The sequence below is a fragment of the Fibrobacter sp. UWR4 genome, from assembly GCF_003149045.1.
GTDB lineage: Bacteria > Fibrobacterota > Fibrobacteria > Fibrobacterales > Fibrobacteraceae > Fibrobacter.
The window spans coordinates 18,355-32,946 of the sequence record NZ_QGDU01000035.1 but is presented as its reverse complement, the minus strand read 5'-3'; the positions used below and the strand labels follow the sequence as shown (position 1 = coordinate 32,946).

Genomic DNA, 14,592 nt, shown 5'->3' with positions numbered 1-14,592 from the left:
GAACAATCGGCCGAGAAAACGACTTGGATTTCTCACCCCATTAGAGTATATTTCTAGGCAAGTTAAACAAATTTACTTGGCGACTTAAATTCGCCCAGAAAGATATTGGTGGGTGTCCTGAGGGAACCATTTATCGGGAATCAACAAATAAGCCTATGGCTGGGATTAATGAGTATGGCCAAGTCACCATCAGCAGATACCTTGGGCATAAAGATGATGGACTTTTTTTACCTGATGGCAATTCTAGTTGGGACGCACTAGAAAATTGTTTTGAACTTTTGTCCCTAGGCACGGAAACCGGACGCATGCCTTTGGATAAGTCTACTCCAAGAAAGGAAACTCTTTATCTAACTGGTCAGCAATATTCTGAACCTACCAATTTCAATCCATTAGCCGAAAGTTGGGCCGCTTCTTGGCCTGCTGGTGGTCATTTTAATCTAATGTATGAACCCTTGCTGGTTTATAATTCGCTAACTGCAGAAATGGAACCTTTGCTTGGAAAATTGATAGAAAATCAATCCAACAACGAAACGATTGTTGTTGAATTGAATCCTGCTGCAAAATGGAGTGATGGAAAGAAGGTTTCGTCAAAGGATGTCATATTTTCTTTTTTTAAGGGACGTGTTAATGTCAGTGAAATTATCTCTGAAATAAACGCTGAATCATCTAAGAATAAGGCAGAACGCCTTCATTTTAAGGTGAATATAAATGGAAAAAATAATCCTCTATTAGTTTATGATTTATTACAATCTGTTCGAATTGTTCCGTCTCACGTTTATGAACCGCTTGTGAATCAGAAGGGCCAGGATGAAGTAAAGCGGATGCCAATGGATAAAAATCCAGTTGTTTCTGGTCCCTACAATTTGATGCAATATGGTGACGATCGAATTGTTCTGAAGCGACGCGACGACTATTGGGGAAATGATGCTCTTCATAATGGAAAAAAGCCTGCTCCAAAATATATCGTCCATCCGATTTTCGCTTTCAATGAAGAATTGGGGGCCGCGATAAGGGATGGCTTGGTTGACGCTTCAATTTCCTTTATTCCTAGAATCCAACGCAAGGTTCCTTTTGGGGTGCGTACTTGGAGTGATCGCGCTCCCTATTTCACTCCCGCAGCGATGCCTATGCTAATGATTAATACTACGAAACCTCCTTTGGATGATAAAGTTTTTAGAAGGGCTATGGCTACCGCAATTAACTATGATGTGTTAAGTAAACGTGCTATCTCTGGATACTCGCCACAAATGCAGCCTGGTCTTATAAATCCTTATGGTTTAGAGAAAAAGTACGTAAGAACATCGGATTTACAGAAATACGGGACCCCGCTGAACTTTGATTACGATTCAGAACGTAAAAATACTGTTCAGAGAATGCTTTCTTCTATAGGCATCAAGTCCGTGTGGAATGATGAAGGAATGCTCTCTCACATGGAAATGAAGGGCCGTCGACTTCCAACTCTTAAGATTACTTGCCCTGCCGGTTGGACTGATTGGGAGGCTATGGTAAACAATGTAGTTTTATATCTTCGTTATTCCGGTATTGATATTGAGGCGTCTTATGTGGACGGTGGACAGTATTGGCCCGTAATGGGCCTAGGTAATTTTGATTTGGTTATACACAAGCCTGCTGCCGATGTAACTCCATCCCTCCCATGGAGCCGCTTTAATGAAGTGATGGGCCAAGCTAAGGATTGGCAGCCTATTGGTAGTTGGGCTGGTACTAATATTGGTCGATATAATGATCCAAATTCTTCGGGATATCGCCCTGAAATAGATCGTTTGCTAGGATTGATTCCGTTGATGGATGAAGAAAATCATAAAATAGCAGCGTATAGAAAATTGAATCAGATTTTCATGGAAGACCAGCCTGCAATTCCTTTAGCTTATCTCCCAGAGCAATTCTATGAATATAGCGACAAGGTCTGGACGGGTTGGCCTAATGAAAAGAATCCGTATGCTCCGGCAATGCTTCCTTGGGTTGGTTCAGCGACGAACATTCTTTGGCATTTAAAATTGAAATAGTATTGATATGAAAAAATCCCGCGATGTCCAGATGAACACTCGGGATTTTTTCAGGCAAGACGCGGATGTGTTCCGCGCCGTTTGCCTTCTAAGGTTACTTTACGCCGATCAAAGACAGATCTCTGACAGCGCCCTTGTCTGCGCTTGTTGCCATGGCGGCGTAAGCCTGCAGAGCCTTGGAGACTACGCGGTCGCGGGAAACCGGCTTCCATGCCTTTTCGCCACGAGCTTCCATTGCGGCGCGGCGTGCTGCCAGTTCGTCGTCGGTGAGCTGCACGTTGATGGTGCGGTTCGGGATATCGATTTCGATAACGTCACCAGTTTCAACCAGGCCGATGTTACCCTTGTTGGCTGCTTCCGGAGAAGCATGGCCGATGGAAAGACCGCTGGTACCACCAGAGAAGCGACCGTCGGTAAGGAGAGCGCAGCTCTTGCCCAAGTGACGGCTCTTCAGGTAAGAAGTGGGGTACAGCATTTCCTGCATGCCCGGACCACCCTTAGGACCTTCGTAGCGGATAACCACAACGTCGCCAGCCTTCACCTTGTCGCCAAGGATGCCGCTGACAGCGTCTTCCTGAGATTCGAACACAACTGCCGGGCCAGTGAACTTCCAAATGGATTCGTCAACGCCTGCTGTCTTCACGATGCAGCCGTCCTGAGCCAGGTTGCCGTAGAGAACAGCGAGACCGCCGTCCTTGGTGTAGGCATGTTCGCCATCGCGGATTGCGCCAGTTGCGCGGTCCATGTCCAGAGATTCGTAGTAGGTGCTCTGGCTGAATGCAACCAGGTTGTACTTACGGCCGGGGCCTGCGAGATAACGCTGCTTGACTTCTTCAGTAGCGTTGCCGCGCATAATGTCGTTAGCTTCCAGGGCTTCACCCATGGTAGCGGCGTGAACAGTCTTTGCGTTCTTGTGGATGAGGCCCATGCGGTCCAGTTCGCCGAGAATGCCCATGATACCGCCAGCGCGGTTCACCTGTTCGATATGGATGTTGTGAACGGTGGGAGCAACCTTACAGATGCAAGGAGTGTTCAGGGAAAGACGGTTGATGTCCTTCATGGTGAAGTTGACGCCAGCTTCCTGTGCAACAGCCAGCAGGTGGAGCACGGTGTTGGAGGAACCGCCCATGGCGATGTCCAGACGCATGGCGTTTTCGAAGGCGTCCATGGTAGCGATGCTACGGGGCAGGATGCTTTCGTCGCCTTCGTCGTAATACTTGTGGCAGAGTTCCACGATGCGCTTACCGGCAGCTTCGAACAGCTTCTTACGTTCGGAGTGGGTGGCGACGATGGTGCCGTTGCCCGGGAGAGAAAGGCCAAGAGCTTCGGTCAGGGAGTTCATGGAGTTTGCGGTGAACATGCCGGAGCAGGAACCGCAAGTGGGGCAGGCGTTAGCTTCGATAGCGGCAACTTCTTCGTCAGAAACGGAGTTGTCTGCGGAGTCGATCATTGCGTCGATCAAGTCGAGAGCGCGATCCTGGCCGTCCTTAGTGGTGACGTGACCAGCTTCCATGGGACCGCCGGAAACAAAGATTGCAGGAATGTTGAGGCGCATTGCAGCCATGAGCATACCCGGAGTAACCTTGTCGCAGTTGGAGATGCAGACGAGAGCGTCTGCGCGGTGTGCGTTAGCCATGTATTCGGTAGAGTCGGCAATGAGGTCGCGGGAGGGGAGGCTGTAAAGCATGCCGTCGTGACCCATGGCGATACCGTCGTCCACGGCGATGGTGCTCATTTCCTTGGCAACACCACCGGCGGCTTCGATAGCGCGGGCGACGATCTGACCCACGTCCTTCAGATGAACGTGACCCGGAACGAACTGGGTGTAGCTGTTAACAACGCAAACCACCGGCTTGCCAAAGTCTTCCACCTTGGTACCTGTTGCGTGCCAAAGGGCACGTGCACCGGCCATTTCGCGGCCTTCCATAGTCTTCAACGAACGAAGTTTCGGCATAATGTTACCTCATAAATTGCGCAGTTCCGTATATGCGGGGCGGGGCTGCGCCGATGCTATAAAATTTGAACAGGCAGAAATATAGCATTTCTGCCTGGTTTCAATATTGCGTGATGTTGCAGAATGGTGCTTGCTAGGCTGCTTTTGACAGTTGATCAAAAGAGTGTAGTATATCTTTCAGAACGAAATGGACTTGATTCATATTATTGTTGAAATGGTCCAGGCCAAAGAAGAATGCACTACAGATTCCGATGCAAAGAAAAATGTATAGGATTGTCTTGACCGGTTCCTTCTTGAAGGCTCCCCCAAGAACGATTGCGTCAATCATAGCGAGGGATATAGTTACAAACTGAAGGGTCAGAACCAGAAATGCAGTCCAGTTGATCGTTGCGTAAAGTTCTGGATGGTGAAGGAATGTTGTTATGAAGTAATAGATTATGGGGACGATAGGCAATGCCGCCAAGATTCCTGCAATTGCGGTGAATGCGGGAATGCCCTTTTTACCTCCGGTGCTCATGATTCCCAAAATAGCTGGAATGATCATTGCGCCGACTATCAGAATTATAATTTCTTGGAATTTTAACATTTTTTACCCATTTTTCAACCCAGATAAAATATACCAAACGGTCTATTTCTAGTGTAGTGTTTTGTGAGTAAAATGTATGTTACACCATTTGAATTTTTGTCTAAATTTTTGCAAAAATGGCGTTCAAGCTGAATCCGCCGTGACTCGTTTCTATAAGCTTGACGGATTCATTCTTTTGATGATTGAGCGTGGGGCAGTATTTCAGCAAGGGTTCCATACAATCCTTAGGAACAAGAATTGCTACGGTGACGCCAGCAAGTTCGTTCAGTTTTTTTCCGATTTTAGTATAAAGTTTCGGAGCGTCAATAGCCAGGCGCTTGCCATAGGGCGGATTCAGTAAAATGATTGATGATTGATTTGCGGGCGGTTGAACAGCGCAGATGTCATCGATGGTGTAGGTAAAGAAATCCTTCAGCTGCGGGTTGATGGTAACCGCGTCTGGATTGGACTGCGCAATTTCTGCCAGGGGAGAAACGTCGACGTTGTGCTTAATAATGTCGACGGGGCGTTCCGAAATATCGCTGGTGATAATGGTGAGGAGGTTTGTCGTGGATTCTTCGTCGCTTCGCTGCTCAGAATGACGAAAGGGCGCTGCTGTTTCAGAATGACGTCCTTTCAGAATAAAGTTCCAGGTGCCTTCCTTGAATGCGGGCTGGTGCTTCAAGGCGAAATCGCGACATTTTCCGGGAATAAGACCGTTGGCGATGTAGGCGGCTTCAAGACTGAACGTTCCGCTGCCGGCCATGGGGTCAATAATAGTAGGAAGTAGGAAGTAGGAAGTAGGAAGTGGGAAGTTGGAAGTAGGAAGAGGGGCGCTCGCTTCGCTCGCTTTGAGGTGTGGGGTCGCACCTTCGGTGCTTTGAGGTATGGGGGTGCCCGCAATTTTTGAGGCCTCAAATATCATGGCGGCGGCGATGGTTTCCTTTAGGGGGGCTTCCGCCACAAAACGTTCATGTCCCCGCTTGTAAAGTTCTTCGCCAGCTAAGTCCAGCCATAGGGTGCAACGGTCATCGATGAGCGTTACATAAAGGTTTTGCGAATATTCTGTATTGATCTGCTGATTCTGAAACGAGTTCAGAACGACTTTTTGAATACGTTCCTTGACTGCGTCGCTATGGTACAGACGAGAATGTTTGCAAGTGACGTGAATGCCTAGATTCCTCGACTTCGCTGCGCTCCGCTCGCCTAAAAAAAGTTCCCACGGCACTGCTGCTACGCCTTTTTCCAGCTGCCCAAAATTCTCGGCCTTGAAATTTCCGATTTCCATGAGCACACGGTTTGCGATTCGACTGTAGGCTACGGCTTTCCATGCTTCCGTAATCTTGGCGGTGAATTCCACCTTGCCGTCGCCAGCAACTTGTATACCCGCGGCGCACTCCACGCCAATGTACTTCAGTTCTTCGGCAAGAGTATCTTCAAATCCCAAAGGAGCCACCGCCATAAAGCGGTGGGGTTTTCCGATCACATGTTTCTTGATTCGTTTTTCCAGGGCGGAATTGCTTGCGTCAGCCATGTTCACAAAGATAGATAAATCTAGCTCTTGTTATAATTCTGGACGAAGTCGATGAACTCTTGTCTGGGAAGAGGCTTAGATACGTAATAACCCTGGATATAGTCAATATTCTGCCTTATCATCGCGTTCAGTTCATCTTCGCTTTCGATACCTTCTGCCACGAGCTTCAGGTTTAGACCGTGGGACATGTTTTCCACTGCATTTACGACGTACTTTGCCTTCTGGTTCTTGAAGTAGGACTTGCTCATGTCGAAATCAAGTTTCACGATAGAAATGGGCATTTCCACTACGTACATCAAATTGGATTCGCCCTTGCCGAAGTCGTCCAGGGAGAAGGTAACGCCGTAATCCAGCAAGATCTGCATATTCTTGAGCAGTTTCTGCTTGGTTACGATGGAGGCTGTTTCCGTAATTTCAAGATTAATCTTCTTTGGTGGAATATTGTATTCCTCCATAATTTCAATCAACTTTTCTGCCAGCCCTTCATCCTCGCATTGAACCACGGAAAGATTTACTTCTACATAATTCACGAGGTTTTCATTATGGGAGAGGAAATCGCAGGTCTGTTTAAAGATCTTATATCCCAATTCAAGAATACTACCGTTTTCCTCTGCGATGGGAATGAATTCGCTGGGCATGAGAAGTTCGCCATCTTTCTTTCGGATTCGGGCCAATGCTTCGCAGGAAGTAATACGCTTTTCGTGAACGGAATAGATGGGCTGGAAAAAAGCTTCTAGGCGATTCTCGATCAAGGCGTTTCGCAGTTCGATCTTAATCATCTCCTTGTTATGGAAGGATTGGATGAGCTCTGCTGTAGCGTCAAAGATCCGAGTTTGTTCATTGTCTCGTTTCTTGAGGTAATTCAGGAACTGGAGGATCTCGTTTGCCGAAGAGAAGGTTGTGTTTTCGTAGCTGCGTATGATACGTGCGTAACGGGCTTTCTTAGGGAATTGCTTCGCTTCCCTTTCTAGATCTGCGGATACCTCTTCAATGGCCTCTCTTTTTTTTGAGACGCTGATAAAGTCCTGATTGATCCCTCTGAAAATCCATACGTCGCCGTGCCTTTCCAGAACATCCAGGACTTGCCTGCCGGCTTCGTAAAGATTCTTGCCTGACAGGACTCCTTCTGTCTTGAGTGAAACTGTAATTATGGAAATGGGTGTTTGGTTTTCCACCATTTCTTCGAGGAAACTGATCAAGGCAAAGTAGTTGAAACATCCATACTGCTTTTCCAATTTGGATTCAGGCTTTTCCAGAAGGCCGAACAGAAGTAGAATTCCCAAGGTAATGGCCAGGCTAATAAGGGGCCACTGAGGGTATAGCATTTCTGTCATGGTAAGGATTAACCAGATGCCAATCCACAGAACGATCCCGAAGCGCCTGCGCCTGCTGATCTTATTGTGATTCTTAACGAGGAATACTAACGTGACGATAAAGTTAAAAACAAACCAGCCGTATCCTGCCTGGATGGCGGGACCCTCGGCGAATCCTGCCGGATTGAAATCCATGGGCAGGGCCATAGTGGTTAGGGATTCTATAAGGATCGTTAAGAGGACAAACTTGTTGAGCAGGATGTATCTTTTTTTGTCGATGATGTCCGCCATTAGGTATACGAGCACAATACCGGAACACCATATGAGGGTTATCTCAAAGGCCGTGCAAACGGATTTTGACAACCATCCTGGAATATCATCAATATGGGTGATGCATAATGATGTGGATATATCCAGAACCAACATGATTGTTGTAAGGATTAGGGCTCTTTGGAAGATACGTTCACTGCGCAACATAAGACGCTTGTGAGTTGTCTGTATCACAAGTATCAGTACGATGATGATCAGGCTACAAGTTTGAAATTGTATATCCATAGAACCTGCGGAATTTTCTTACAAAAAAACTACATAAACTTTTTACAAATAGGAAAAACGTCCCCGCTAAAAGGGACGTTTAATGCTTTTTTTTCGAATTTTACGCTAGATTAGCGGATAACTAGAACTGGAAGTAAATGAACGGCTGGGAATCGGCACTCATGAACTGGTAAATTACGAAGATAATTGCCGCTGTTGCAGCTACCATTGCGGGTATGGGAAGGCTTGCAAAGGTGATGCGGTAACGACTTTTGACCTTCTTTGGAATCCAGTGGATCAGCATACCTGCAATAAACACCAGGATGATGTTGATATGAGCCCATGCGATGGTGGGGATTGTATCCAGCTGCCAGGCGGTTCCCATCTGCTGGACCATGTTCTTGGCTGTATTCCAGGCGACTTCATTTGCTTCGGCCGGGTCCAAATTAGAACCTGCGCGGAAGAATAGGCGGGTGAAGGTGATGAAGACGAATGTCAAGGTCACGTTCCAGGAGGTGTAGAGCCAGTGGTAGGTCTTGTCGCTGAACAAGCGGAAAATCATAACTGCATAAATGCCGAAGAACAGAACACCGAACCAGACTGCGGTAATTGCGAAAATAGGGTAGCCGCCATTCTTGAAGACGATTGCGCTTACGGCAAACAGGACGAAGGAAACGGAGGCGCGGAACGTAATACCGCGTTTCACCCAGAACTTGTTGAATACCTGGCCAAAACCATTCAGACCGCCCCAGATGATGAAGTTCCAGCTGGCACCGTGCCACCAACCACCGATAATCTGGGTAGACATGGCGTTCATATTGGTGGTGATGAATTTGCGGGATTCGGGTTTGAAGTAGGCGAATAGGGCAATATAAAGGAGGAACAGGCCGATGGCAAGGCCTACCCAGCCGCTACCGGAAAGGATGATGGCTACGAGGCTGATGAAACCAATCCAGAAATAGGTGCCGACACTTGCGCCTCTGTTACCGCCCAGGGGGATATAAACGTAATCGCGGAGCCAGCTGGAAAGACTGATATGCCAGCGACGCCAGAATTCCGTAGGAGACAACGCCTTGTAAGGACTGTTGAAGTTCTGGGGAAGACGGAAACCCATCAGGAGGGCGACGCCGATTGCAATGTCCGTATAACCGGAGAAGTCGGCATAGACCTGAAGGGAATAGGCAAACAGGGCAATCAGGTTTTCAAAGCCCGTGAACAGAAGGGGGGTATCGAATACTCGGTCCACGAAGTTGGTGGACAGGTAGTCGGAAAGAATGATTTTCTTGGCAAGACCGTTCAGAATCCAGAATACAGCCATGCCGAAAGTCCTGCGGGGGAGGAAGAACTTCTTATAGAGCTGGGGAACGAACTTGTCTGCTCTAACAATGGGACCTGCCACCAGCTGGGGGAAGAACGTGAGGTAGAAACCGAAATCCAGGATGTTTGTAACGGCCTTGATCTTACCGCGGTAGATGTCGATGCAGTAACTCATTGCCTGGAAGGTAAAGAAGGAAATACCTACCGGCAGGACGATGCGGTCCACCAGGGAATTGGTGCCGAACATGGCGTTGCTGGCGGCTGCAAAGAAATTGTAGACATGAAGTTCTACGCCGAAGATATCGTAAAGCACATCCAGGAAGAAGTAGGCGTACTTGTAGTAGCACAGAACCAAAAGGTCAATAATGACCGAGAGAATCATCCATGCTTTCTTTTTCCATTTTTCGTCGGTATTCTCGATGAACTTTCCGATGAAGAAGTTGGCGACCACGCAGAATGCCAGGATGCAGACATAGCTTCCGCTGGTCTTATAGTAGAAGAACATACTGGTGGCAAACAGGAACGTATTGCGCATCAGGATCTTGTTGTGTACCAAAGTCAGGACTGCGAATACGACAGCGAAGAAGCCCCAGAAATAGAACTGCGTGAATAGCAGGGGACTATTGGGGTCAAAAGCAAAAGTTCTAGTGAGGAAGGGGAGGATGTAATCCATAATAATCTATCAGTAGAGCGTTAAACTATTTCTTGGCGGGTGCAGCTGCCGGGGCAGCTGTTGCTGCTTTTGCTGGTGTTGCCGCAGCGGGTTTTGCCTGGGTCGTGTCTGCAGCGGGAGCAACAGGCTCAAGCGCAGGCAGGGCTGCAATGTGTTCCTGATAGGCGCTGACGAATGCCTTGAAGAACAGGTCTCCTAGAAGGTGATAGCCATTCAGGTTGAAGTGTACCTTGTCCTTCTTTGCCAGGTTTGCCTTTTCCCACTGGGCCATAGATCCTAGGCCACCCATGAGGGAGAACTTGTCCCATACGCCTGCACCGTATTTTTCGGCCAACTGGAAGAATGCCTTGCGGGCAGTTTCTCCGACAGGGTGCTGGACGTAACGACGCTTTACCTTGCGGTACATGTCGTTGTTGGTCTCGAAGATAAATGCTGTTTTGGGGCTTACCTTCTGGATTCTCGCAATGAGCTGTTCGTAATTCTTGCGGAACCCGTCTGCGTCAAATTTTTCCACGTTGGCATCGTTAATGCCAATGGCGAAAATGACCAGGTCCGGCTTGAAGAACTTCAGTTCATTCTCGAACTGAGGGCAGATTTCTTCAAAATAGCTGGGAACGCGAGCTCCGTTAATACCCACGTTGGAGTAGGAAATGCCCGGGGCGTTCGTCTCTGTCAGGATGCCGGTAAGAGTAAAGCGTGGACGGACGCGAACCTTGTTGGAGTCGCTTGCCAAAGTATCAGTAATCTGCTTTGCTTCGTCTAGACTTCTACGTTCTTCCAGGGCGAGACATGCGGTATCCAGCACGTCGCATTCTCCTTCAAACATGGAATCCAGGGCGATTCCGGAATTGTCCAACAGAATGTCTGTCTTGGCAACACCTAAGGCAGTTGCCGAAGAGGAGGAACTCTTTGCGCTGGAAGATGACTTTGCCTTGGGATTCAAGGCTGCAATGGAATCCTGAATGTGCTGGAGGGAATCCTGGACGCGGGTGATGGAATCCTGAATGAGGGAGTCCGTCACGAACTGGGTCATGGAACTCTGATAAGTTGTGTCAGTCCAGCGGAAAGCGATCTGGATGGTGTCAATGGGATGGGGTGGCGTGAATACGAAGCTTCCGCTTGCGGTATCCTGGATGCCCATAATTTCCATGGAATCCACTTTCAGTACGGGTACCACGTTGTTGCTGTCGCTGTAACCGAACAGGCGGATGCTGGATTCGTTCCAGATGGGTGTTGCGTTATACTTGTTCAACAGCAAGGTGATTTCTGCACGAGGGTCGCTTGTGCTTACGGCGATACCCAGAAGTCCGAGAGGCTTTGTCACTTCACGCATGATGTTCATGCTTCTGTCCCAGATACCCTGGTACTTGGAGGCATAACTGGATGGCGTATTGGTTCTTGCTGCGGAGTAGGGGAAGATAAAGCCGCGGCCTGCAGATGCACCCGGATATTCCTTTACGAAATGCTCACGGATTCGTCCGGAAATGACGTCCGCTTGAAGGTGTGATCCTCCGATGTGGAGAATTTTCACCTGACCACGATTTTCAAATACAAGCGTATCCAGCTTGTTGAATAAAGGCTGGAACTTTGCATCACCTTTCGGAAACTGGATGATGTTGAGGGAGGTGTCGATGAAATCGTACTTCTCTGCGTTGGATGAATAGGCGCCCGGCTTGTCCGTGGGGCGAGCACAGACCATAACCGACAATAGAAGCAACAGGGCGGCTACAAATCTCATTTCTTAGTCTCCGGGGCTTTTTTAGAATTTTGCTTCGGGGCTGCTTCCGCTGCAGCGTCCTTAGTCTTGGCGTTCTTAAATTCGTGGATTTCCTTCAGCTTGGCGTCGCTAATGTCGTGCCTGTCGCGGAACTTGAAGTAATCGTAATGCATCTTCAAAGCTTCGCTAAACAGGTCGCCCATGTAGGCAGCACCGCGACGAGTGAAGTGAACGTGGTCCGTAAAGCCCAGAGGAGGTTCCTTCTTAACCCATTTCATGATGGAACCATTTCCGCCCATGACTCGGTGCATATCCCAGTATGCCAGACCGTTTTCAAGAGCAACTTCGCGAAGAGCCTTGATGGTCATGTTCAGAGCCGGATAGGTCTGCCACTTACCATCCACCTGCTTTGCCATGTCTGCAGGACCGATGAATAGAATGTCTGCGTTGGGGTTTGCTTCCTGGATGGTCTTGATCTGCTTCGTAATGATCTTCTTGGTCCAGTCGATGTTCTTGGAACTAGTGCCGGGAACAAGATTTCCGCCGTATTCCATAATAATCAGACGGGCGTTCATCGCCCTATAGGATTCCGCAAGGAGCTCGGCGTCGATCTTGTGGAACATGGTGCCGGAACTTCCACGCATTGCCACGTTGTCCACAGCTACGCCGTACTTACCATCTGCAGCGATGGCGTAAATGTCCGTGTTGCCACTGAGATTAATCTTGGCACTGGAGGTGGTATCTGCAAGTTTCCAGGTGTACACCGCCAGCTTGTTCATCTTTTCGACCTGGGGTGCACCTGCGTCTACAGTCTTTGTCTTCTTCTTGTATTTTACGGTACCGTCTTCGTTAACACCTACAGAATCCTGATAGGAACTTTCGTACGTAAGCTTAAGCTTGAGGTTGCCGCGCTTGCCAGCCAGAACCTTAATGGTGGCATAACCACCTACGTGGGGGAACTTGTCCTTACGTTCAACACGCTTCTTCAGGCCGATCACAGCATTGCCGTTCAGTTCCGCCATCTGGGCTAGAATGCCGTAACGGTTATGGGTTGCCATGTCGTCCGCTGTTGCATATACCATGAAACGTTTCAGGTCGCCACTGTTCCAGTAGGAAGTGTTCATGGACGGAGTATTCAGGATGGGAGGCAGGAGGCCGGGGCCGTTGCCGCCGAACTTAGACTGCAGGTCTTCACGAATGGTGGAGGAAATGCGGTCTTCTTCCAGCTGGGAGTCGCCATAATGCACGATGTGAACAACGGTGCTATCCATCTCTGCAAGTTCCAAGTGCAGGAAAAAGCGGTCAAACCAGGTGGGGTCGTTGTTAGGCAGGTCAAACCTGGTACGACCCTTCTGGAAAAACTCTTCATAGAAATTCAGGGAGTCGGAGAATTCTGCGAATTCCTTCTGGCGGGTTGCTTCCAGCATTTCCTTGAGGACTGCTTCCGGGTCAGCCTGGGCGACTTCAGAGGAATCGCTAGCCTGTCCGTCATCCTTCACGAAAATATCCGTAAGTGCCGGGAATCGAAGTGTAAAGTCGCCAACAGAAATACCTTTTTCGGGGTAGACGATGGCCATAAGGCCAAGGACTACGAAAAGGCTAAGAATACTAAGAAGAGTTTTTAACGGGGTCATGGAATCCTTAGAGGGCTGCCTTGATTGCTTCTACGTTACCGACGTGCATGGTACCGTCGCGGAGGTCCTTGTATTCGAACTCACCTGCGGCAGCCTTGTCGCCATCAACGTATACAACGATCTTTGCGCCCTGGTAGTTTGCCTGGTCCAGCTGCTTGCCCATCTTCATGGATGCCAGCGGGTGGGAAACGGAATTACCACTTGCGCGGAAGGTCTGTGCAGTTTCGAAGACCTTCTTCATGTCGTTTGTAAAGCTTGCGATGTAGAAGTCAACACTTTGCTTGGGGTCGGGAAGCTTGCCGTGTTCACGGAGCAGGTCAGCAAGCACCACGTCGCCCATACCGAAGCCTACGCCCGGAATGCGGTCGCCGCCCAGCTTTTCAGTAAGGCTGTCGTAACGGCCACCACCTGCGATAGCGCGCATGGACTTACCCTTGTCGAACACTTCGAAAACGATGCCGGTATAGTAGGCGAGACCACGGACGATGCTCAAATCCAGGTTCACGCACTTGCCAAAGCCTGCTGCTTCCAAAGTGGCGAACAAATCCTGAATTTCAGCAAGTGCTGCGGTAGCGGCTTCGCTCTTGACTGCAGCCTGGACTTCTTCAATGGACTTGCAGCTCATGAATGCGTCCAGTTTTGCAACCTGTTCGTCGGTAAGGCCTGCGTCGGCAAGAGCCTTTGCAAATGCTTCGGGACCAATTTTCAGGCGGCGGTCCAGAACAGGGTAAACGAGAACCGGGTTCGGTGCGCCGATTTCCTCAAGGTAGGTGGCCAGAAGCTTACGGGAGCTAACGCCAATAGCAAAATCAGTGTCTTCGAGGCCGAACTTACGGAGCATAGTGGCGATAGATGCCATCAAATCGGCTTCGGCGTAGATGCTTTCGGTACCGATAATGTCCATATTCAGCTGGAAGAATTCGCGGAGACGACCCTTTTGAGCCTTTTCGTAACGGAACAGGCGAGGCATGGAGAACCACTTGAAGGGTTTCTTCAGTTCACGAGCCTTCTGGATCACCAAGCGGGCGAGCGTCGGGGTCATTTCGGGGCGGAGGGCGATTTCGCGGTCGCCCTTGTCCACAAAGTTGTAAAGTTGGCTTACGATTTCCTCGCCGGATTTGCCGGTGTACAGCTCCAGATGTTCGAACATGGGGCCTTCGTATTCTTCGTAGGCAAATTCTTCGGCGGTTTTACGCCAAGTGTCAAAGATATAGTTCTGAATGCGCTGTGCTTCAGGATAAAAATCGCGTGTGCCTTTCGGCAGCTGGGGAATTGCAATACTCATAGTGGCGCGAAATTTAGAAAAAAAAGCTTGTCATGCAAAAAA

At 48.9% G+C, this 14,592-nt stretch carries 9 protein-coding genes; 1 reads left to right on the top strand and 8 read right to left on the bottom strand.

Features of this window, described 5'->3' with window-relative positions; all coding sequences use genetic code 11:
- The first annotated feature begins 155 nt into the window (after positions 1-155).
- On the top strand, positions 156-2,024 hold the full coding sequence (locus tag BGX12_RS12860; RefSeq protein ID WP_233246392.1) for an ABC transporter substrate-binding protein: 1,869 nt from the start codon (positions 156-158) through the stop codon (positions 2,022-2,024).
- A gap of 94 nt (positions 2,025-2,118) precedes the next feature.
- On the opposite strand, the gene ilvD is transcribed toward BGX12_RS12860, so the two are convergent.
- The 8 genes from ilvD to hisS all read right to left on the bottom strand — a co-directional run bounded on the left by ilvD (position 2,119) and on the right by hisS (position 14,550).
- Positions 2,119-3,978 carry a dihydroxy-acid dehydratase gene (gene ilvD, locus BGX12_RS12855; protein ID WP_109736445.1) on the bottom strand — a complete coding sequence of 620 codons (1,860 nt, stop codon included), beginning with the start codon at positions 3,976-3,978 and terminating at the stop codon, positions 2,119-2,121.
- Between the two features lie 133 nt (positions 3,979-4,111).
- Complete coding sequence (locus tag BGX12_RS12850; protein WP_146196341.1) at positions 4,112-4,522, bottom strand: hypothetical protein; 411 nt, start codon at positions 4,520-4,522, stop codon at positions 4,112-4,114.
- 142 nt (positions 4,523-4,664) lie between these two features.
- Positions 4,665-6,077 carry a class I SAM-dependent RNA methyltransferase gene (locus BGX12_RS12845; RefSeq protein WP_199220778.1) on the bottom strand — a complete coding sequence of 471 codons (1,413 nt, stop codon included), beginning with the start codon at positions 6,075-6,077 and terminating at the stop codon, positions 4,665-4,667.
- Between the two features lie 20 nt (positions 6,078-6,097).
- A complete protein-coding gene (locus BGX12_RS12840; protein ID WP_158278254.1) occupies positions 6,098-7,681 on the bottom strand; it encodes an EAL domain-containing protein in 1,584 nt (527 codons plus the stop codon).
- A 385-nt stretch (positions 7,682-8,066) separates the two neighbouring features.
- Positions 8,067-9,914, bottom strand: a complete 1,848-nt coding sequence (locus BGX12_RS12835) for an MBOAT family protein (protein WP_233246391.1) — start codon at positions 9,912-9,914, stop codon at positions 8,067-8,069.
- Between the two features lie 25 nt (positions 9,915-9,939).
- Positions 9,940-11,652, bottom strand: coding sequence for a GDSL-type esterase/lipase family protein (locus BGX12_RS12830; protein WP_109736441.1), 1,713 nt, complete (start codon positions 11,650-11,652; stop codon positions 9,940-9,942).
- Positions 11,649-13,265 (bottom strand): GDSL-type esterase/lipase family protein, encoded by a 1,617-nt coding sequence (locus BGX12_RS12825; RefSeq protein WP_109736440.1) that lies wholly within the window; start codon positions 13,263-13,265, stop codon positions 11,649-11,651. The genes BGX12_RS12830 and BGX12_RS12825 overlap by 4 nt, the downstream gene beginning before the upstream one ends.
- A gap of 7 nt (positions 13,266-13,272) precedes the next feature.
- Positions 13,273-14,550, bottom strand: a complete 1,278-nt coding sequence (gene hisS / locus BGX12_RS12820) for a histidine--tRNA ligase (protein WP_109736439.1) — start codon at positions 14,548-14,550, stop codon at positions 13,273-13,275.
- Positions 14,551-14,592 lie beyond the last annotated feature (42 nt).

Bases quoted from the DNA above. Each gene is read 5' to 3' on its own strand.
- BGX12_RS12845 (WP_199220778.1), bottom strand. From the start codon at position 6,077: ATGGCTGACGCAAGCAATTCCGCCCTGGAAAAACGAATCAAGAAACAT.
- BGX12_RS12835 (WP_233246391.1), bottom strand. From the start codon at position 9,914: ATGGATTACATCCTCCCCTTCCTCACTAGAACTTTTGCTTTTGACCCC.
- hisS (WP_109736439.1), bottom strand. From the start codon at position 14,550: ATGAGTATTGCAATTCCCCAGCTGCCGAAAGGCACACGCGATTTTTAT.
- BGX12_RS12830 (WP_109736441.1), bottom strand. From the start codon at position 11,652: ATGAGATTTGTAGCCGCCCTGTTGCTTCTATTGTCGGTTATGGTCTGT.
- BGX12_RS12860 (WP_233246392.1), top strand. From the start codon at position 156: ATGGCTGGGATTAATGAGTATGGCCAAGTCACCATCAGCAGATACCTT.
- ilvD (WP_109736445.1), bottom strand. From the start codon at position 3,978: ATGCCGAAACTTCGTTCGTTGAAGACTATGGAAGGCCGCGAAATGGCC.
- BGX12_RS12840 (WP_158278254.1), bottom strand. From the start codon at position 7,681: ATGGCGGACATCATCGACAAAAAAAGATACATCCTGCTCAACAAGTTT.
- BGX12_RS12850 (WP_146196341.1), bottom strand. From the start codon at position 4,522: ATGATCATTCCAGCTATTTTGGGAATCATGAGCACCGGAGGTAAAAAG.
- BGX12_RS12825 (WP_109736440.1), bottom strand. From the start codon at position 13,265: ATGACCCCGTTAAAAACTCTTCTTAGTATTCTTAGCCTTTTCGTAGTC.